Source organism: Comamonas sp. Z3, assembly GCF_008121565.1.
Lineage (GTDB): Bacteria > Pseudomonadota > Gammaproteobacteria > Burkholderiales > Burkholderiaceae_C > Comamonas > Comamonas brasiliensis.
In genome coordinates, this window is record NZ_VOQU01000009.1 from 64,805 (window position 1) to 85,866 (window position 21,062).

At 59.3% G+C, this 21,062-nt stretch carries 15 protein-coding genes; 10 read left to right on the forward strand and 5 right to left on the reverse strand.

The features are described 5' to 3' along the window. The first annotated feature begins 38 nt into the window (after window positions 1–38). Window positions 39–2,486: a hypothetical protein gene (locus tag FSY59_RS23810; protein ID WP_148729805.1), complete on the forward strand. Its 2,448-nt coding sequence runs from the start codon at window positions 39–41 to the stop codon at window positions 2,484–2,486. 329 nt (window positions 2,487–2,815) lie between these two features. Here the strand turns inward: FSY59_RS23810 and FSY59_RS23815 are convergent, their stop codons facing one another. After that, on the reverse strand, window positions 2,816–3,472 hold the full coding sequence (locus FSY59_RS23815; RefSeq protein ID WP_043374671.1) for a hypothetical protein: 657 nt from the start codon (window positions 3,470–3,472) through the stop codon (window positions 2,816–2,818). A 163-nt stretch (window positions 3,473–3,635) separates the two neighbouring features. Between FSY59_RS23815 and FSY59_RS23820 the strand changes: the two genes are divergently transcribed. After that, window positions 3,636–4,811: a hypothetical protein gene (locus FSY59_RS23820; protein WP_144244963.1), complete on the forward strand. Its 1,176-nt coding sequence runs from the start codon at window positions 3,636–3,638 to the stop codon at window positions 4,809–4,811. 72 nt (window positions 4,812–4,883) lie between these two features. On the opposite strand, the gene FSY59_RS23825 is transcribed toward FSY59_RS23820, so the two are convergent. Next, window positions 4,884–6,004 (reverse strand): IS3 family transposase gene (locus FSY59_RS23825; RefSeq protein ID WP_144244962.1). Its coding sequence is split into 2 segments (ribosomal slippage): window positions 4,884–5,746 and window positions 5,746–6,004, totalling 1,122 coding nucleotides; the frame shifts between segments, so codons are not numbered across the junction. Window positions 6,005–6,384: 380 nt separating this feature from the next. Here FSY59_RS23825 and FSY59_RS23830 point away from each other — a divergent pair. From FSY59_RS23830 to FSY59_RS23865, 8 genes are read left to right on the forward strand one after another with little or no spacing between them, the layout of a single operon-like run. Further along, entirely contained in the window at window positions 6,385–8,082 is a 1,698-nt protein-coding gene (locus FSY59_RS23830; RefSeq protein ID WP_051962245.1) for a DUF1302 domain-containing protein, read from the forward strand. An 18-nt stretch (window positions 8,083–8,100) separates the two neighbouring features. Then, the gene (locus FSY59_RS23835) at window positions 8,101–9,465 is read left to right on the forward strand and encodes a DUF1329 domain-containing protein (RefSeq protein WP_034379772.1); all 1,365 of its coding nucleotides are present in this window, start codon (window positions 8,101–8,103) and stop codon (window positions 9,463–9,465) included. A gap of 38 nt (window positions 9,466–9,503) precedes the next feature. Then, the gene (locus FSY59_RS23840) at window positions 9,504–10,604 is read left to right on the forward strand and encodes a YCF48-related protein (protein ID WP_043374664.1); all 1,101 of its coding nucleotides are present in this window, start codon (window positions 9,504–9,506) and stop codon (window positions 10,602–10,604) included. 39 nt (window positions 10,605–10,643) lie between these two features. Then, entirely contained in the window at window positions 10,644–13,082 is a 2,439-nt protein-coding gene (locus FSY59_RS23845; RefSeq protein ID WP_034379766.1) for an RND family transporter, read from the forward strand. Window positions 13,083–13,109: 27 nt separating this feature from the next. Then, the gene (locus FSY59_RS23850; RefSeq protein WP_034379764.1) at window positions 13,110–14,075 is read left to right on the forward strand and encodes a lactoylglutathione lyase; all 966 of its coding nucleotides are present in this window, start codon (window positions 13,110–13,112) and stop codon (window positions 14,073–14,075) included. 4 nt (window positions 14,076–14,079) lie between these two features. Further along, window positions 14,080–14,919 (forward strand): enoyl-CoA hydratase/isomerase family protein, encoded by an 840-nt coding sequence (locus FSY59_RS23855; protein WP_229227516.1) that lies wholly within the window; start codon window positions 14,080–14,082, stop codon window positions 14,917–14,919. A 30-nt stretch (window positions 14,920–14,949) separates the two neighbouring features. After that, window positions 14,950–15,780 (forward strand): SDR family NAD(P)-dependent oxidoreductase, encoded by an 831-nt coding sequence (locus tag FSY59_RS23860; protein WP_034379760.1) that lies wholly within the window; start codon window positions 14,950–14,952, stop codon window positions 15,778–15,780. Between the two features lie 18 nt (window positions 15,781–15,798). Beyond that, the gene (locus tag FSY59_RS23865) at window positions 15,799–16,311 is read left to right on the forward strand and encodes a DUF1993 family protein (RefSeq protein WP_034379758.1); all 513 of its coding nucleotides are present in this window, start codon (window positions 15,799–15,801) and stop codon (window positions 16,309–16,311) included. A gap of 369 nt (window positions 16,312–16,680) precedes the next feature. Here the strand turns inward: FSY59_RS23865 and FSY59_RS23870 are convergent, their stop codons facing one another. From FSY59_RS23870 to FSY59_RS23880, 3 genes are all read right to left on the reverse strand, one after another. Then, complete coding sequence (locus FSY59_RS23870) at window positions 16,681–18,390, reverse strand: methyl-accepting chemotaxis protein (protein ID WP_043374661.1); 1,710 nt, start codon at window positions 18,388–18,390, stop codon at window positions 16,681–16,683. A gap of 93 nt (window positions 18,391–18,483) precedes the next feature. Then, a complete protein-coding gene (locus FSY59_RS23875) occupies window positions 18,484–19,722 on the reverse strand; it encodes an NAD(P)/FAD-dependent oxidoreductase (protein WP_034379753.1) in 1,239 nt (412 codons plus the stop codon). 11 nt (window positions 19,723–19,733) lie between these two features. Further along, complete coding sequence (locus FSY59_RS23880) at window positions 19,734–21,035, reverse strand: MFS transporter (protein ID WP_051962243.1); 1,302 nt, start codon at window positions 21,033–21,035, stop codon at window positions 19,734–19,736. Between the last annotated feature and the right edge of the window lie 27 nt (window positions 21,036–21,062).

Consider the following 21,062-nt stretch of genomic DNA (forward strand, 5'->3'; position numbering starts at 1 on the left):
TCGAGAGACGCTCAGTTATCCAGCCTTATCCTTGTTTCATGTCTGAACTCACCCTGACCGAAATTCTTGATTGCCAACTCAATGGCGGTCTACTACCTTCTATTGGCAGCCTAGCTGATGACGCGTTGTTAAAGAAGGATTACAAGGAGGCAGTGCGGCTTTATATCGAAGAGTCCGGGACGTCGCCAGATGCGCGAGCTAAACACGGGTTTAGTGCTGCTATGGTCGGTGATGACGCAAGTGCCGAAAAGTTGTTGACGATCGACAACGTGGGCACACATCCGATGGGGATGGCCATTCTTGCCTGGGTACTCGCGGGGCCGAAGGGCAAGCACATCGATACGTTTTTCTCGACCAAAGAGGATACTGAACGCAAACAACGCCGCGAGACTGTGCTCAGCTTGCTCAATCGCGCTTTGGCTGTTGAGCTTCCACCTCCGACAGTTTTCTTAGCTGCATGCGATGTTCACTGTAATTACGGCGCAGAGGTTGACGCATTGGTGGTTCGCGCTCGAAGCCTCTATCCAAGCTGGGCATGGGCGCAGGGGCTTTATGCTGCCAAGCAACGGACAGTTGACTGTTTTCCCCCTGCCATCCTCGATGATTTGATGCGTGTATTGCCCTCGGCAGTTCATGCCGAGGTGTTTCGCGAAGCTTTCATCTATGCAATGAAGCTTGAGCGCTGGGGCGACGCAGAGCGTGCAGTCGGAGTGCTGGAAGCGCTAGTGCGCAAAGACCGACTGAGCAAATGGGCCGTTGTCACTCTGGATGAGATGCGCACAATGATAGCGTTGCATCGTGCTCGCGCAGGTGATGCTGAAGCATATGAAGATGCCCTCAACATTATTTCTCCATATGCAGGCATAACTTCAGGTGGTGGGGATGCACCTGATCCGCTGAATGCTCCGCGGTTTCTACTGGACATCGCCCTGGAGACGTACAACGAAGTCAATGCCCGAGATGCGGTGCGGGCAGTGCTAGAGCATGTATGGGGCGCCAAAGACATTCCTGGCAGAGGGTTGAGTAATTGGTCTCCAGCCCTAGGCTCGTCAAGCTTGATTGGGTGGTTGCACATCTATCACTTTGGATTTAGGTTTGTCGAGTCATGGCAACGAGTCTTGCCTATGCTTGATGAGCAACTGGCAGCGCGTTGGAGTTTGCTGGTTGCAGCCGATGCAGTTCTGGCGGAGCAGGCAACGGAAGAAGAACTTTGTGTCGTCCGTGAGGCAGATTTGATGGATGCTCCTCTTTGGGCTTGGCGTGCAGCATTCCATGCGTTTTGCGCGGAGCCGGTGGATTTCCTGCGTGCTGGCGAGGTCTTGGCACAGGTCAGCGAAAGCTATGAAACGTTGGGAGGGACTGACGATGAGCTAGTGTCCAATTTTTACGTCGATGACTATGGTTCCGAGCCCATAGAGGAAATGTTCAAGGGGGCACTTGGCTGGCTTTTACGAACTCCGGCAGCGACTGGCCGAAATCTCTTGCGCTACTGGGCACAAAGCTCCATCGAAAATGGTGGCGCTTCGGTCATCGAACAAATCGCCCAGTTGTCCTTGAGCCGGCAGGAGTCCGAAGATGCCCGCAAAGCCCTTGAGGTGGCCCAGCAGGCACTGGCGAGCGACGAGCCAGAGGAAGAGATTGTCCTTACGCCACAGGCTGACCTCGAGAGTTGGCTTAATAGCTACCCAGATCCGGAGCACACGCGAGTGCAGCCAGAGGAGCTGACGCTTCTTGAGGCTGCGGCCTTGATCGCATTATTCCGTGCAAGTCCCCTAAACCACAGCAAGTGGTCTCTAGCCGCCTTGCGGGATTCGACACGCAAATTCGAGCCAACCCATAAGTTCATCGAAGTGATGTTCGGTTTGATGGGTAAAGGGGTGATCGCTGTCCATAGCGCAACCCCAAAGGGCACAATGTGGGTTCAAGATGATCAACTGATTGCGTATCTTGATCGCGTGATCTGGAGAGTGTCTCCCCGCACCTTGGCGCTTCACGGCAGAATTCGTGAATTGGCCCTGCGCGATTGGCCGGAATCATGGCGCAGCCACGCGGCAATCCTGGCTCGTGATCTCGGGGTAGAAGAGATGGTGACCTATCAGGAGCACCTCTTGACCGAGCGAGACCTACCCATCCCAGACAGGGATGCTGTACGTGAAATCTTTCGTGTGCAGTTGGAGCAACTGGCTATCGCTCAGTGCTACTACCTTACTCATAAGTCCATGCGCGAAACGCTGGATTACCAAGCGCGCTACCGCCCCGGACAAAAACAGCTACAGGCCCGGATATTGAACCTGCTTCGCGGCAATGGTGAGAGAGCTGTGGAGAAGGGGTGGGCCACTCGTTACGGGCGGGTGCGCGATCTGCCAGCGTCTCTCTTACATGAGGCGTTGCACGACGTGTTGACTAGGTGGGGTGACAGGGCCTTTGAAGAGCCCGTGCTGTCCTTGGTGTTAGATGAGTCCGAAGACACACCCGACGCAAGCTGAATGCCGATCTAGAGCGCGCCTGAAACAAGATAGAGCGAAACCTGCTCATATTTCTCATGTCTTGACCCAAAAAGGACGATGCGGCAACGACCGAAGATTTTGTTGCTCTCCTTGAATGCTATAGCTATCCGTGATGCGTACCGTCGATGATTGGCTGCCATTGGCGAGCGTTCGCTCAAGGCTGGTTGCCGCCATTCGAAACGATGACTGCTTCCGTCATTACCGGTCATTGGACATTCCGAGGACTGAGTAACCGCTGCACTGCAAGGAACGGCCATTCCACTGAGCGCACGCAAGGAGCCGGGCTTCATTCAGGGCGACAGCAGCTCTCACGTGCTGTGAACTGGCAATAGTGCTTCCTTAGCCTTTTCATAGGCTTCAAGGCTAATGTCTCCAAGTTGCTCTTTATTGGGCTCTTGGTTCTGCTTCTTTGCTAGCTTTTGAAGAAACTTGATCTTGCTCTGCTCATCTTTGGGGTCTACGAGCCACTGGTCGATCGACTGGCCTTGATCGTATGCAGCCAAGCAGCCTTCTTCTTTTAAAAAGCTCGGAGCACCGGCTCGCCAGACCCTTGTTTCGTCAGGATTGTTGATGCTTCTGATGTAACCTTTGACTTCCCGTTTCTTGCCGCTCATCTTAGGCTGGGAGGCCTCTACAGCCTTTACCGAAGGGGTGAAGCCGAGGGGTTTGGCGGCTTTCAGAATTTCGCTGTCGGAGAACAGATCGGTAATCGCTGGGACTTTTAAGCCGGCTTGGGTTAGCTCCGCAAACGAGATCTCTTGCTCTGTGATGACGTTGATCAACTGCGCAATGCACTGCTCTCGTTCAGCACGCGCGGCCATCTTTTTTTGGCGCAACTGCTGGAACTCAGTTTCTTGGGCTGCATCGGTCTTGCCATCGATGTAACGCGTTGCTAGCTGCTGGTATCGTTGCTCGTCTTCTTTGCTGAATACGGTGCTGGGTGAATGCGATGTTGTCTGTTCCATGGGTGTCTTTCCGGGGGCTCTTTAGCGAGGGGACTGGCCCCTTTATATCTGCAAGCAGCTTCAATGTTACATGTGCGTACATGCTTCGAACCCAAACAGCCGTCAAGCAACTCAGCCAGGCTGGAAAGGGCACCAGTTGGTTTGTGATGAAGCACTCTGAGAAATGGATTATTTAGAAGCAGTTGAACGTGCTGAACGAAATGTCGGACTGGTGTTCACTCGTTCAATAGCACCGCCACATGTCATCGGAGGACGATTACTTCGACCTCCGCAGCGCGGGGCGCTTTCGCTGGGGAGGAGATGGCGTAGCTCATACCCTTGGCAGGTTTTACGAGTGGCAGTGCACACTTATCTTTCGCTAGCTGCCAATGTCTCTGGGCCTCACTTCAGCTGGAACGAGTCACGTGACCGGATGGATTTCACAGCCCTTGGTGAACGATTGCTGCTTTGCTTGGATCTGTACAAGCAAGAACAGAAAATGTTTGAGAACGGGATGAGAGATTCGCTTCGTTCAGCGTCTTTTCTTGAGAGTGCTCACTTCCGTTTGTTCCAGGAGATGCTCGCTCAGCAGGCTGAGGTCATAAAGGGCACTCAAACAGACTTGTATCTAGAGCAGTATCGCTTTGTCCGGGATGATGTTGTCCGGTTGCAAGGCTGCCTGGATGAAACGATTGGGTTGCTTCGCGGATCGGACGCAAAAAGATGCAATAAAGGTCTCTATGACGAGTCCTACAAAACGTCTATCTCTCTCCAGCACTATTTGGATGATCTGAGATCTGCTCATGCCAGTCTCGAGGCTTTCGCGTTTGAAATTTGCTTGGATACGCCGGAAGGCAATGCGCTGGCGGCGCACCAAGATGCCAAGCGTGCCAGGTACCAACTGGCCAGCGAATTTCCAGAGAATTTTTTGCAAGCCCTGAAGCAGGCTTCAGCATTTATTGCATACCTCAAAAAGGTTGGCTCTGCTGAGATCAAGGGCCATCTGATCAAGCTTTCCGCAACGATTTGGGGAGAGCCGCGCTGCACGGTGATTTTGATAGGACCTGAGGTGAGGCAATTGCTGGCTGGCCGTGCCACTGCGCACTCCCAGCTTTCGCTGATATGGGCGGATTTCATACTGGGGCCCTGGGGTGTGCTGGAGGGGCATTGGGGCCGTTCCATGCAAGCCCCAGGTATCCAGCTTTTGCCAAATGACGAGTGGTCGCGATTGAAGAGGAACGACAACGCTTGGAAGGCGTTACACGGCTTTGTGGATGAAGTTTTTGTGAAAGAGCTGCCCTTCATGCGACTGCGCTTGCCTGAAAGAAGGCGGGCATGGTCCAAAGGTGGGAAAGTTTGAGCAATCGGTGTGATCGTGAGGACTGGCGATCGAGTGAACACAAATCTGCGATGCATTCGACGTCCCCCGTCTTTAGTAGCATTGGGCTTTGGAGTCCGGGGATTCATTTAACGGGTTTTGCATCAGCCTTTGGGCATAAGCTGCCGGGGTTAGTCCGCCGAGGGCTTTTTTCGGCCGCTCCTCGTTGTATTCCCGGCGCCAAGCCTCGACGATCACACGGGCATGTGCCAAGCTGGTGAACCAATGTTCGTTCAGGCATTCCTCTCTGAAGCGGCCGTTGAACGATTCGATGTAGGCGTTCTGGTTGGGCTTGCCAGGCTCGATGAGGAACAACTGAACACCCCTGGCGTGGGCCCAGTTCAGCATGGCTCGACCGCAGAACTCCTTGCCGTTGTCAGTTCGGATCGCCTTGGGCAGTCCCCTTGTAATGGCGAGTTGATCCAAGACGCGCACCAACTGGTTGCCACCCATTGCTCGCTCGGCCACGATGGCTACCGCCTCGTGGGTCGCATCATCGACTACCGTCAGGCTCTTGATGCTGCGTCCTTCGGCCGTGCGGTCAAAGACAAAGTCCATCGACCACACTTGGTTGGCTGTCATCGGACGCTGTAGCGGGTGGCGATCGGCCAGCGGGATCTTTTTGCGTTTGCGTTTCCTTACCTGCAAACCAGCCTCGGCATACAGGCGGTCCACCCGTTTGTGGTTGACGATCTCGCCAGCTTGCCTGAGCTTGAGATAGATCATGCCGGCGCCGTAACGGCGATGGCGTTGCGCCAGAGCGATGATCTTGTCCTTCAAGGCACCGTTTCGGTCTCCAGCAGGCTTGTAACGGTAGGCGCTGGCGCTCATGCCGATGACGAGCAGTAAGCGGCGTTCACTGAGTCCGCAGACCACCATGTGGCGCACCAGCTCGCGCCGTGCAGGTGCGCTCACCACTTTTTTCTCAAGGCTTCTTTCGTCACCTCATTCTCCAGCATGGACTCGGCCAGCAGCCGCTTAAGACGTGCATTTTCAAGCTCTAGCTCCTTGAGCCGTTTCGCGTCCGAGACGCTCATGCCGCCGAACTTGTTACGCCAGAGGTAGTAGCTGGCCTCAGAGAAACCGTGCCGGCAGCACAGCTCTGCCACTGGAAGTCCAGACTCCGCTTCTCGTAGGAAGCCAATGATCTGTTCTTCTGTAAATCTCTTTTTCACGTCCAATCTCCTGTCTTCGGGATTGGACTCCAGAGTCGGACGCTACTCAAATCCGGGTGGACGTCGCCGTCACTTGGATCGAAATGGAGCCAAATTCGACACCTGCCATGACTGTGCATGGATTTTTAATTTTAGACGTTGTTGGTGAATTTGTTCAAATTAAGTGGAAACCCCGAATATAGAATTTGATTCTAAATGCAGAATTGCAGGCGGAATGCACAAGGAAGACAAGCTGCGCTGTCCCGTCCTGAGACCTCAGGGGAATTCATGGGAGTGCCAACTGAAGCTTGCGCCAAGTAGAAGGTAAATCCTCAGTTGATGGAGACAAATTTATGAAAAACCGACAGCCAAGGACGGCTCTTTTCCGGAGTGCAGTGCATATGATTGGCGCCGCAGTGGCTGTGGTCGCGGCCAGTGGTGTGCATGCACTGGAGCTTGATTCTGGCAATCCTGACCTTAAAATTCGTGCCGATGCAACAATTCGTTACAATTTTGGGGTCCGTACTGAGGCACAAGATCAACGACTGTTAAACTTTGCCACCACCGACGAAGGAAACGCCAAATTCGGTCGTGGAGACGTTGTGTCCAATCGGCTTGACCTGTTAGGGGAACTCGACCTCAACTACAAGGGAGTCTTTGGTGCCCGGGTCAGTGCGGCGAGCTGGTATGACCATGCGTACCGCGACAGATCCGTATCATCGCCGGCGGGGCAGGCGACGTCATACAACAACAACCGGTTCAACGACGAAGTCAACCGGTTTGTCCATGGTCCGTCTGGCGAAATCCTGGATGCGTTTGTCTGGTCCAACTTCGATCTCGGTTCTGTTCCCGTCAATGTCAAGTTGGGCCGTCACACCGTGGTTTGGGGTGAGGGCATGTTCATCGGCGCCCACGCCATTTCCTACGGTCAGTCGCCTGTGGATGGTATGAAGGCGGTGTCCAGCCCAGGCATCGAGACCAAGGAAACTTTCCTGCCCATCAACCAGTTGACCTTCAAGGCGCAGTTGACGGATAAATTGTCTCTTGCGGGTCAGTATGCGTTCGACTGGAAGCCGACGCGCGTGCCATATGCGGGCACGTACCTGATGGGGGCTGACAACGCGCCCGGGGTGGATCGTTATGCCCTGACGCCCTGCAACCCTGCTCTGGGTCCTTATTCCTGCATGGCCATGGCCAACACGGCAGCCAAGACTTCGGGTGACAAGAATTGGGGGCTCTCCGCGCGTCTGGATGTGGACGCCATCGATTCGACGTTGGGCGCTTACTATCGGCAGTTCAACGATACCAATCCGGAAACAGGTATTCAATTGACCAGTTTCGCTCCGGTGTCGGCACCATACAACGCCATCCTGGGTTCAGCGCTACCGAATTCTTTCAGGTTCGTCTATCCGGCCGTTACCAAGCTCTGGGGGCTGAGTCTTTCCAAGTCTGTGGGGCCGGTGAGTGTTGGCGCCGAAGTCTCCTGGCGCAAGAATGCGCACCTCAACTCCGTTGCCAGCTATACCTCCACCAGCACGGGGGCGACAGGGGACACATTTCATGCCGTGGTGAATGGGACGTATGGGCTGACCAAGACGGCCCTCTGGGATACCGGTACGCTGATCGGCGAACTCGCATACAGCCGCCTGCTGAAGGTCACGGGCAACGAAGATCTGTATCGAGGCGTGGGATATGCTGGCTGTGTGAAGCTTGGAACCAGCGGCGCTACCGCCCAGCCGGGGGACGTGACCGACACCTGCTCAACCAAGAACTATTGGGAGCTTGCCTTGCGCTTCACCCCTCAGTACCTTGGCGTGCTGCCGTCCTTGGATCTGTCGGTCCCCGTGACCGTGAGCTACGGTATCAAAGGCTCGGCGGCCACCGGTGGTGGCGGGTTCGAAGGCCTCCTCAAGTGGTCTATCGGTATCGCTGCCATCTATGCAAGCAAGCATGAATTCAGCCTCACCTATGCGGACATGTCCGTACCGACCAAATACAACGCCGCCGGCACGGCCGCTATTGGCGGCAACGCACTCAACAGTAGCGTGGGCGCAACCGATCGTGGTCGCCTGTTTCTCACCTACAAGACCTCGTTCTGATTCTCTGGAGCTGCAATCATGAAATTCCACAACATTCTTTCGCTGGTTGCCATCGGCCTTGGCGCACCAGCTTTCGCGGCCGTAACAGCGGAGGAGGCCAAGCAGTTGGGCACGACGTTGACCCCGTTCGGAGCGGTCAAGGCGGGCAATGCCGACGGCAGCATCCCGGCCTACACAGGTGGGCTGACCAAGGCTCCTGAGGGCTTCAAGCCGGATAGCGGCTTTTGGGTCGATCCGTTCAAGGACGAAAAACCGGTGCTACGTATCGATAGCAAAAACATGGCGCAGCACGCTGCCTTGCTGAGTGAAGGGCAGAAGCACCTGTTGTCCAAGTACCCCTCGTACTACCTGAATGTGTATCCCGCGCACAGAACGGCGGCCTATCCCAAGAAGATATTGGATGCGACCGTGCGCAATGCGACGGCCTGCAAGACAACAAAAGAGGGGCTGGCTGTTGAGCGCGCTTGTAGAGGCGGGTTGCCATTCCCCATTCCGAAGACCGGATATGAGGTGATGTGGAACCAGATCCTGCGCTACCAAGGGGAGACGGCGATTACCACCTCGGCCTCGCGTTCCTGGGTGGTTGACTCTTCGGGTAAGGCAGTGGCGACCGCGGAGCAGGCCACATTCCAGGACTTCGTGTATTACCAGACCGATGTGGCCGATCGCGATCCTGACATGGCATGGCGGACGTACTCGATCAGCAAATCGCCTGCGCGTCGCGCTGGCGAAATGACGGGTTTGGCGGACTACATCGACCCGGTTGATCGGCCCCGCAAGGCTTGGAGTTATACCCCTGGTCTGCGCCGCGTGAAGCTTTCTCCGGAATTTTCATACGACACTCCCGTGGCGAGCATGGGTGGCGTGACGCTGTTTGATGAGCTGTTTGTGTTCTCGGGCATCATGGATCGCTTCGATTTCAAGCTTATCGGCAAGAAGGAGATGTACATCCAGTACAACGCCTACAAGAATCTCTACGATTGCCCGACGAGCGATAAGGCTTTGTTGCCGAATCACGTCAATCCGGAGTGCGAGCGTTGGGAAAAGCACCGTGTTTGGGTTGTGGAAGCGACGCTCAAGTCCGGCCAGCGTCACGTGTATTCCAAGCGCACATACTACTTCGATGAAGATCTGAGCGGCGCTGCCAACTACGATGCCTTCGACCAGAACGGCCAGTTGTATCGCACGCTGTTCCTTGCTGCTTCTCCGATGTACGACAAGCAGATCCCTTTTGCGGCGAAGAATGTGGTGTACGACTTCAACAAAGGCATGTACGCCTATGTCAACGATGTGATGGTGGGTGGCTACAAAGTGCTTCCGTCCGCGCGCAGCGAGCGCGAGATGAATCCTGAAGCCATCGTGTCGCGTGAAACGGCTCGCTGAGTTTCGTGCATAAAGAACCTCGATTGGATCCTCGGGCCATGACTTTCCTGTGTTCTTTCCTGCGTTCGCGTTGGGCTTGCGCCGCGCTCGCTGGCTGGTGTGTGTTGCTGACGATGCCATGGGTGATCGCGGCGCAAGGCGCAGCCCGCCCGGATGATCTGATCGATGCGCCATCGCGAACTCTGGTGGCGGCGCAGCGGGCAACGGCCAGCGGGGTCGCAAGCCAAGGTGGGCGCACCATTGCGGTGGGGCCGCATGGCTTGATTTTGCTCTCTGAAGATGGTGGCGTATCCTGGCGTCAAGTCGCCAGCCCGGTTTCCACCGATCTCACTACGGTGCGCTTCACTAGCTCCGGCGTGGCGTGGGCCGTGGGGCACGACGCAGTGGCCCTGCGGTCGTCCGATAGCGGAGCATCGTGGGAGCGGGTGTTGGATGGGCGCGCGGTATTGACGCTGCTGCGCCAGTCCGCCAAAGGTTCCGAAGAGATGGAGGTGGAGATACAGCGGACGATGGGGCAATCGGCCACACCGGATGTCTGGCCCGCTCCATTGTTCGACATCTGGTTCGCACCTGATGGGCTCACTGGCTTTGCTGTCGGTGGTTTCGGCTTGATCCTGAAAACCAGCGATGCCGGAAGGAGTTGGGAAGCTTGGCATGGGAAAACCGACAACGAGCAGCGGTATCACCTGTATGCCCTGACGGGCGGTGAAGGGGGCGTCTTCGTCGCGGGTGAGCAGGGCCTGGTGATGCATCTCAATGCAAAGGCTCAACGCTTCGAACGTATGCAGACGCCTTACAACGGCAGCTTCTTCGGCATTACTCAGTTTGGTGCCCGCGTGCTGGCCTACGGCTTGCGTGGCAATGCCTTTTTCAGCGAGGACGCTGGGCATGCGTGGACAAAAATCCAGACCGGACTCGATGCCAATCTGGTGAGTGCAGTCTCTCAAGGGAATTCAGTGTTTCTCGTGTCGCAGCATGGGAGTGTGCTTGCCGTGGATTTTGCCGCCGCTCGCGCCACCATATTTGACCAAGCACCAGGTGCCGAGGTCTATGACGCTGCGATGACGAGTCCCCATCGTTTGGCTCTGGCGCGCCTGAGCGGTGTTAGCGTCATCGCGTTCTCCGCGCAAGGTAAATGAAGGCCGCAGGTCTTTTGGATCTGCTTCGTGAAAGTTCTGATGTCTGCTCATTCCCCGCAACCTGCCATGCCGGTCGTTCGCGATCCGGCACAGTTCGACCGCAAATCAGGCAGCCGCCTGGAGCAACTGGTGTTTAACAACCGGCTGCTGGTGCTCCTGCTGTGCTTTGTCACTACCGTCGTCTTGGGCTACTTCGCCCTGAACCTGCAAGTCAATGCCAGCTTTGAGCGGATGATTCCATCTTCCAGCCCATACATTCAAAACTACTTTGCCTATCGCGAGGAACTCCCTGGGTTGGGAAACACGGTGCGGGTCGTCGTAGAGAACAAAAGCGGTGATGTCTACGACGCAGCCTACTTGGAAAAACTGCGCAAGATCAACGATGCCCTCTACCTGATTCCAGGGGTCGACCGCTCCTGGATGAAATCGCTCTGGATGCCCATCGTGCGCTGGCGGCAGGTGACAGAGGAGGGCGTGGTGGGTGGCCCTGTCATGCCGCCTGACTACAGCGGCAGCCAGGAATCGATCGGCAAGCTCAAGGAAAACGTCGGGCGGTCTGGCATTGTTGGGAGCTTGGTGGCCAATGACGTGCGCTCAACGATGATCATCGTGCCGCTGCTGGATCGGCATCCCAAGACGGGCGAGCCGCTGAACTATGGTGAGTTCTCCCGCATCCTGGAGAAGGAGATTCGCTCGTTCGAGGACGGGAGCACTGGCATCTACATGGTCGGGTTTGCGAAGATCGTCGGTGATCTGATCGCAGGGCTCCATGAGGTGATGCTCTTTTTCGGACTCTCGGTGGCGGTCGCCGCACTCTTTGTCTACCTCTATACCCGGTGCATCCGCAGCACCTTGCTGCTGGTCAGCGTGGCCGTTGCCGGGGTGGTGTGGCTGCTGGGGTTGATGCACCTGCTGGGCTATGAACTGGACCCTTACTCGATCCTGGTCCCGTTCCTGATTTTCGCGATCGGGCTCTCGCACGGAGCCCAGAAGATGAACGGCATCCTGCAGGACGTGGGGCGCGGGACGCACAAATACGTTGCAGCGCGCTACACCTTCCGGCGCCTCTTCTTGGCGGGTCTGACGGCACTTCTGACGAATATCGTTGGCTTCGCCGTGCTGGTGATCATCGATATCCCGGTGATTCGCGATCTGGCCCTAACCACCAGCATCGGGATCACCGTGCTGGTCTTCACCAAGCTCGTTCTGATCCCGGTGACGTTGTCCTACATCGGAGTGAGCGAGGCTGCGGCGCGCCGCGCCCTCGCCGAGGACACGACGCGCAAGAAAAGTTGGCTCGGACGCCTCTGGAGTGCGCTGGATCGCCTGACCGAGCGTCGCGCGGCCACCGTGGCGGTGGCGTTGGCCGCCGTGATGACCGTGGTTTGCACGGTCGTGATGTTCGACCTGCGCATCGGCGACCTGGATCCGGGCGCGCCCGAACTGAGGCAGGACTCGCGCTACAACCGTGATAGTGCCTATATCACGGCTCACTATGGGCTGTCGAATGATCAGTTCGTGGTCATCATGACCAATCCTGACGATGGCTGCCGGCTGTATGGCACCTTGCAGATGATGGACCAACTGGCCCAGGCACTACGCCAGACCGAGGGCGTGCAGGCCACCAGCTCGCTGGCGGAGTCCACGCGCTTCATCACCGCAGCCCTGAACGAGGGCAGTGGCAAGTGGCTCACCATCAGCCGGGACCAGGGCATCACGAACGCGGCGGTGGGGGCAGCCATGATTGCGAGTCCGGATATCACCAATACCTCGTGTTCCGTCTCACCGCTGATCGCCTATCTGGCCGATCACAAGGCGGACACGCTCAAGCGCGTGCTCCAGGTCAGCGAGGCTTTTGCAGCCGAGCACAACAGCCCCTCTGCTGATGGCGGGCCGAGCTTTTTGCTCGCGGCGGGTTCCGCAGGGATCGAGGCTGCGACCAACATCGAAGTCGAGCGCGGCATCGTGTTGATGTACCTGGCCGTGTATGGCGCCACGGCGCTGCTGTGCCTGCTGACCTTTCGCAGTCTGCGCGCCACCATCGTGGCCATGGTTCCCCTGGTGATTACCACCATCATCTGCAAGGCCTTGATGGTGTGGATGGGCATCGGGCTCAAGGTGGCCACGCTGCCAGTGATCGCGGTGGGCGTAGGTGTCGGCGTTGACTACGCCCTGTACCTGCTGAGTGTCCAGATTGCGATGCAGCGCCGTGGTGCGACGCTCGCCGAAGCGTACCGCAGATCGCTCGATTTTACGGGGCGCGTGGTGGCACTGGTGGGGCTGACCATGGCCGCAGGCGTAATCACATGGGCGTTTTCGCCAATCAAATTCCAGGCAGACATGGGAATTTTGCTGACCTTCATGTTCCTGTGGAACATGGTGGGTGCCCTGGTGCTGATTCCCGCCTTGTCCCATTTCCTGCTCAATCCCCGGCAGACCAAGTCTGCATTGCCTGCGGATGGCGCACTTCCTATTTGACCTTTTCCTTTTCTTGGAGCAACGCCTGTGTTTGATCTGTTGATGAGTGCCGACATGATGCTGCCCGACCCGGACGGCATGGCACAACTGTTGGTGACGAAACTGGGCCTCCACGGCCATCCCAATTGGCGCCAAGCGTTCGATGGCCATCCCTACATTGCCCATTTCCTGCGGGTTCACAAATCGCTGGCCGTTGCCCCCACCCGCATTGAGCCGCAGTGCCATCTGGATCAACCCAACCCGGGTGATCCGATGTTCCACGACTTCCTGGAGAGTCTCAAGGCCTACCAGGGGGGCCACCGGCCCATGCTGACCCACTCCATCGTGCTGGCCGCACGCGGCGACAGGTTCGACCTGCTGGTCGAGAAACTCATGCGCCGGCGCCTACGGTTCCGCATGGCACAACGCACCCCCGATATGCCGTTCGACCGGCTCTGGCTGGGCGCAACGCCCGAGGATCCTCGCTACCACCCATCGGTGGATGGGGGGCTGTGCATCGAGGTCATGCCCCTGGAGCCGCTGCAGATGCCGGCCGACACCTTCAGCGTGCCGCCTCCCGAGCCACGCGATCCCCAACCGGGCGACATGGTGCGGGTCACCTCGCGCGGCTACATCGTCCGCAATCTGGACGAAACCCTGCGCACGGTATCGGCCAATCTCGACTGGGAGCCTGGCAGCCCTGTGGAGTCGCTGGACAAGGAGGGGTACCGCCGCGCCCGCATGGAATTCACGCTGCCGCACAGCGCCTCGCTGGACGTGATCGAGGCGACCCGCTGGAATGGTGACGCCGGCGTCTACCTCAATTCATGGGGGCCTGGCCCTTACTACATCCGCATCGCGGTGAACGGTCTCCGGGCCAAAGCCGAGGATCTGAAGGCACGCGGCACCCGTTTCACCTGGATCGACGAATGCGAGGCGGTGGGCGGAAAACCGCTGATCCGGGTAGATCCGGCCGACGTGCGAGGGCAACTTTTTGAGTTCGAGGAGTATTGAACCGATGATGGAAACCTCCTTTCACAAACCAGCCACCCCGGCGCGCGACGAAGCTGCAGCCCCCGGGAATGCCGTCGAGGTGGAGCGCCGGGGGGGCGTTGGCTGGATCGTGCTCAATCGCCCGGACCAGATCAATGCGATCAACGACGGCATCCGCCGTGGTGTTCCTGCGGCCCTGGCCGAGTTGGATGGAGATCCGTCCGTGCGGGTGATCGTGATACGCGGCGCGGGTGCGCGCGGGTTCTGCGCCGGAGCCGACATCAAGGAGCGGCGGCCAGCGGAAACATCGTTGCAGGTGCGCCGGCGCATGCAGAAGTCGCGCTGGATCGAGGCGCTGGATCGCACCGAGAAACCTGTGATCGCCGCCATTCATGGGTATTGCATGGGTGGGGGTATGGAACTGGCCCTGGCTTGCGATCTCCGTTTCGCGGCGCCGGATGCCGTGTTTGCCCTTCCCGAGACAGGGCTGGGCTTGATCCCCGGAGGCGGTGGAACCCAGCGCCTTGGATCCGTGGTCGGTCCGGGGCGTGCGCTGGATCTGCTCTTGACCGGTGATCGCGTCGACGCACGCAGGGCATTCGACATCGGCCTGATCACCCGCATGGCCGACAGCACGGACTCCCTGCTCGCGGAGGTCGCTGTCCTGGCTGAACGCATTGCCCAGAGGCCGCCTACGGCAACGCTGTTCGCCAAGCAGGCTGCACGCGCGGCCAGCCACCTTGATCTCAAGAGCGGCCTGGATCTGGAATTGGACCTGTTCGCCATGCTGGTTCCGATGAACGACGTCAAGGAAGCCGCACTGGCGTTTCGCGAGAAACGGACGCCCTGTTTTTCTGGTGAATGAATTTCTAAACATCGCTTTTCTGGAGATGCAATGAGCGAACGCAAACTGGATGGTAAGGTCGCCATCGTGACCGGTGCGGGGGCGGGCCTTGGGGCTGAATGTGCGCGTTCGCTGGGCCGGCACGGAGCTCGTGTCGCGGTGGTCGACATCAACCTGGAAGGAGCCCAGTCGGTGGCCGCCGAAATCGAGGCGGGGGGAGGCAAGGCCCTGGCCATTCGGACCGACCTGACTTCCGAGGAGGGGGTCGCGGCAATGGTTTCCGCCGTACTCGGCCATTTCGGGCGAATCGATGTCCTACACAACAATGCGGCCGCGTTGGATCCGGCGCAGCGTGCCGGTGACCGGGATGTCTGCAACGTGGACCTCGCTGCGTGGGACAAGGCCATGAACGTCAATGCGCGCGGCGCCATGCTGTGCTGCAAGCACGCCATTCCGCACATGCTCCAGGCTGGCGGTGGATCGATCATCTTCGCCACGTCTGGCTTTGGGCTGCTGGGCGATGCTACGCTGACCGCCTACGCTGCCTCCAAGGCGGCCTTGATGGCGCTGGCACGTTCCGTGGCCGCTCAGTACGGTAAGGAGGGCATCCGGTCCAATGCCATCATGATCGGCTTTGTGCTCAACGAGCACGCGCAGAAGGGTGTTCCGCAGGAGATCAAACAGATCCTCCTGGATCAGCACCTGACGCCTCAGCTAGGTTCGCCGAAGCAGATTGCCGACGTGGTGAGCTTCCTGGCCAGCGACGAGTCCTCATTCATCACGGGGGCGGTGATTCCAGTGGATGGCGGCTTCACCAGTCACGCCCCGTCCATGGTGCCCATGCGTGAATTTTTCGCCCGCATGGGATCGAACAAACTTTGACACCCACCACATCCGACCATGTCTATATCCATGTATGCCGCCAGCGCGGAAATCTATGCCCGCATGCTGCGCAACCTGCTCACCTGGCTGGACAAAGCCGAAGGCCATGCACAGGCCAGAAGCTTTGACAGCGCGGCGTTTCTGAATACGAAGCTGTCGCCCGACATGCTGACCTTTGGCAAGCAAGTGGCCATTGCGAGCGAGGTGGCGCGGCTTGCTGTCGCGCGCCTGGGGGCTGTGGAACTGCCTGCCGCTCAAGGCTCCGACGAGAGTTTCGAAGGATTGCGTGCCCGCGTGCGGGATGCCATCGACTTCGTGGAAGGCGTTTCGCCACAGCAATTGGCCGGGAGTGCCGAGCGGCCCGTGGTCGTGCCGCAGCGTCAGGGCGATCCACTGCACTTCACGGGGCAGACGTTCTTGCAGCAGTGGTCACTGCCGAATTTCTTCTTTCATGTGACCACGGCTTATGCGTTGCTGCGCCAGGCAGGCGTGGAACTGGGCAAGGTCGATTATCTGGGGGCCATGGCCTGAAGCGGGCCGGACCTGGACACTTTCTCCAAGGTGCAAGTACCGGAGGCAAGGCCGGTGATTGACACAGTACCCCGTGGAATCCGGAATTTTGAACCCCCTGGCAGACCATTACGGCTGTACCAGGGGGTGTTTTTTTTGCGTGTGAATGCCCATGGGCTTCGGGTGCGCGTGGCGTCGTCACCGGCAGTTCAGGTTGGCGCGGCAGCAGGGCTGATCTAATCCCTCAGTGTAGGGAAATACTTGCGCAGGGGCTCGGGAGGCATGCACGAAAAACACAGGCTAAATTGGCCTCAAATGCTCACCCAGAAAGCGCAAGCAGCTATCAAGAATGCATCGACGGGGCGATTTGCCACTCGAGCAGATCCCCTGTCAATGAACGGAGGGCGCGGTCATGGCGACGGGGCGGTGGCTGGGGGGCGGTGCCTTTGATGCTTGCGGCTGTAGTTGTCGCTGGAGTGCCGGCATGACAGTTTTCTTCGGCGCGCTTGCGTGGGGCGTACTGGGCATGGGCACGGCATTGATGGCGCGCACGACTTCGCCATCCGATAGCTTGAAAACCGCCACGGCTTCCACCAGCGCCTGGGACTGGGTGCTCAGGCTGCTGGCAGCCGCAGCCATTTCTTCGACCAGCGCGGCATTTCGCTGCGTGGTCTGGTCCATCTGCGCGACCGCTTCGCCGATCTGTCCCATGCCCTGGCTTTGCTCGTTGCTCGCGGCGCTGATTTCGCCCATGATGTCCGTGACGCGGCGGATGGCGGTGACGACTTCCGTCATTGTGGCACCGGCCTTGTCCACGAGCTGCGACCCCTGCTTCACGCGCTCCACGCTGTCGGTGATGAGCCGCTTGATTTCCTTGGCCGCTTCGGCGCTTCGGCCAGCGAGGTTGCGCACCTCGCTGGCTACCACCGCAAAGCCGCGGCCCTGCTCGCCCGCCCGGGCTGCTTCCACGGCGGCGTTCAGGGCCAGGATGTTGGTCTGGAAGGCAATGCCGTCGATCACACTGATGATGTCGGCGATCTTGTGGCTGCTGTCGTCGATGCCCTTCATTGTTTTGATCACTTCGGCGACCACTTCGCCGCCCTGGGTGGCCACGGTGGAGGCATTCAGGGCGAGCTGGTTGGCTTGGCGCGCGTTGTCGGCGTTTTGTTTCACCGTGGCGCCCAGTTGCTCCATCGACGCGGCGGTTTGCTGCAGTGCGCTGGCCTGCTCTTCGGTGCGGCCCGACAGGTCATGGTTGCCCGCCGCGATCTCGGTGCTGGCCGAAGCGACGCCCTGTGCATTGCTGCGCACTGCCGTGACGGTCTGAGCCAAGCTGTGCTGCATGTGCTGCAGCGTCTCCAGCAGATGGCCCATTTCGTCTTGGCACTGCACGGTGATCTGCCCGCTCAGATTGCCGGTGGCGACGCGGTCGGCCACTGCCACGGCCTGCATCAGCGGGCGCGTGATCGATCGGATGATGGTGATCGCAAGGAACAGGGCCAGGCCAATGGTCACGGCGCTCGCGATCAGGAGGCCTTGCGTCACATTGCGGGTGGCGGCTTCGGCCCGATGCCCGTCTTCGGCCATGACCTGCGCTTGGAGTTCCGCTTGCTTGCGGATCGCGTTCTGGTATTCGATCTGCGCCGGGCGTTGTTTGCTCTCCAGCAAGGCCAGCGCCTCTACCCACTGTTCCTTGGCAAACAGTTCAAGAAACTGATTGCCCAATTCAAGGTCCTTGGCGCGCAGAGGCTTGATGCTTTCGTGCAAGGCCTTGCCTTCCTCGGATTCGATGAGCTGGTCCAGCATTTGGGTCTGCGCGGCGATGTTGCCGCGTTCGACCTTGATCTGGGCCAGTGCCGCTTTCTGGATGTCCGGAGACGAGAAGAGGGCCAGGTTGCGGAACTGGATGGTTTCCATGTTCGACCCATCGATCACCGCACTCAGGGCCTTGGTGATGGGTATGCTCCTTTGAACGATGTCGTCTATCGCCTCACGCTGCGCCGCGGACAGGAACAGCACCATTGCACCCTGCGCGACCAGCAGCAGCACCATGGTGAAGAACGAAATGGCAAGCCGGGTGGAGATTTTTAAACGATTCATATCGCGGGGCAATTGGCAATGGCGAGCGGGTTGCTGATCCATGGCGCGCAGGGCCTCTAAAGGCCCGGCATCGGCCGTAGGATCGGTGCGTTCTCAGGCGGTCTCGCGCGTCGAGGCTTCGAACGCTTTGAGGTCAAAGCCCGCAGCGGCCGCCTCGGCGGGGCTGAGCGGCGTGTTGCGTGCGATGAGCTTGCGCGCTGCCATGTGGTCGGCTGGCCGATTGCATGACTCCACTGCCACCAAGCGGCCGGCGCGGAAGCAGAGGACGCTGATCTGGCGTTGTTCGATGGAGCCGAGCACGACGGTTTCATCGTGCCCGTCGGCGAGGCCGGCGATTTGCAGCTTGAGTTCTCCCTGGTCGGTCCAGAACCAGGGCAAGGCGGCGTAGCTGGCGGGCTTGCCCGTGAGCCGGGCCGCCAGGGCCTTGGCCTGGTCCACGGCATTCTGAACCGACTCGAGCCGGATGGGCTGTGACGACCAGGGGCTGGGAAAGCTGGCCACGTCGCCGATGGCGGAAATGGCCGGATCGCTGGTGAGCAGATGGGCGTCGACAACGATGCCGTTGTTGACGGTCAACTGTGCCTGAGCGGCGAGTTCCGCGTTGGGTAGCACCCCGATGCCGTAGACCACCAGATCTGTCGGCAGCACTTCGCCGCTGCCCAGCTCTACGCTGGTCACCTGCCCGCCATCGCCGTGGATCGCGGCGAGGCTTTGGCCGTAGTGGATTCGCACGCCCCACCGGGCGTGGGCCTGGTCGAATACTTGGGAGGTGACTACAGAGAGGGCACGTGCCATCGGCCGCGTGCCCAGCTCCAGCACGTCCACCGCGATGCCGCGCGCGGCTGCAACGGCGGCGAACTCCAGTCCGATGAAGCCCGCGCCGATGACCACTGCGCGCTTCGCGCTGCCCAGGCGCTGTGACAGTCCGTCGGCATCTGCCAGGTTGCGCAGGCCGAATACGCCGCCGAGCTCGATGCCAGCGACCGCCGGCACACGGTTACGAGCGCCCGTCGCCAGTACCAGGTGCCCGTAGGCGAGTCTTTCGCCGCTGGCGAGGACCAGTTCGCGGCGTTCCTGGTCGATGGCGGTGGCACTGCCTTCTATGCGCGTGATCCGGTGCTCGTCAAAGAACTCGGGCGGGCGAAATCGCAGTGCTGCCGTGCCGACTTTCCCCAGCAGATAGGCCTTGGACAGCGGCGGGCGCTGGTAGGGAACGCCGGGTTCGTCGCCGATGAGGGTGATCGCGCCTTCAAATCCCTCCTGCCGCAGCGATGCTGCAACCTGATAGCCGGCTTGGCCGGCACCGACGATGACGATGGAGTTGTTGGACATAAGGCTCAGCTTTAAATGGTTTGGTCGGGGGCGGTCTTGCCCTCGAAGATCGGGTAGCGGCCCAACGAGAGCAACGCTAGGCCACCGAAAAGAAACATGGGCCCGCAGACCCACAGCGTCGCCTGGTACGAGCCGGTGCTTCGGAAGAGTTGTCCGAAGAGCCAGGGGGCCAGTGTGGAAGCCAGTGTGATCAGTCCGAGGTGGATGCCGAACAGGCGGCCGTAGTCGCGCATGCCGAAATACCGGGAGACAAGGAAGGCCGCCAGGTCGAACTCGGCACCCGCGCCGATGCCCACCAGCATGACACCCAGCACCAGCCAGCCGGTGTCGTTCGCACCGCTGATTCCCAGGAGCAGGCATCCGAGGGCCGGCAGCCCCAGGGCGGCGGCGGCCACGCCAGGCGCCCAAAGGCGGTCGACCAGGTACCCCACGATGACCCGTCCCAATATCAGCGACAAGCCAAAGCTGCCGAAGATGCGCGCTGCATCCCCTGCTTCCAGGCCTTTGTCGCGCAGCAGGGGGACGCCATTCGTGACCAGCGTCACCACGCAGGCCACGACCATGGACAAGGCGATGTTCAGCAGCCAGAAGCGGGGCTGGCGCACGCCTTCGCGTAGCGAGGCGCCCGTGACCAAGGGACCTGCTGACGAGGCTGACTCGCTGTGCTTGCGGGCAGGAGCGCGGGCGGGCTCTTTCATCCAGGCCAGGACCAGGGGCAGCACCAGGAGCATCGGCAGGGCAGCCAGAAGCCAAAAGGCCGCCTGCCAGTTCCATCGTGAGATCACGGTGCTCACCGCCGAGGGAATGAGCATGGCGGCCAGACCGGTGCCAGAGAGAACCAGCGCGAGAGCTAGGCCGCGGTTGCGCTCGAACCACAGGTTCACCAGGTGGGTCCAGGTGACGTGCATGGTGCCCATGCTGGCCAAGGACATCAGGAAAAATCCCAGGTAGAGCGTCACGATCGAAGGCCCCAGGTGCGTCATGGCGATGAAGGCTAGGGAAAGCATGCACAGCGAGAGCACCGTGACGCGCTTCATGCCAAAGCGCAGATTGAGCCATCCCACGATTTGGGATGCGACCACCGATCCCAGAAACATGAAGCTCACTGCCGATTGAAGATCCGCGCGGGCCCAGTCGAACGTCTGCTGCAGGGGAACCATCATCGCGCCGTAGGCATACAGCATGGATGAGTTGGAGTTGATCGCCAGTCCCAGCGTGGCCAGGATCACGATGCGCCACGCGCTTTTGAACTCGGACAAATCAATGCCCAGACTATGCGGGGTATGTGAATGGGTGGGAGGAGGTTGTGTCATGCGGTCATACCGGGCAATGGGCGAGGA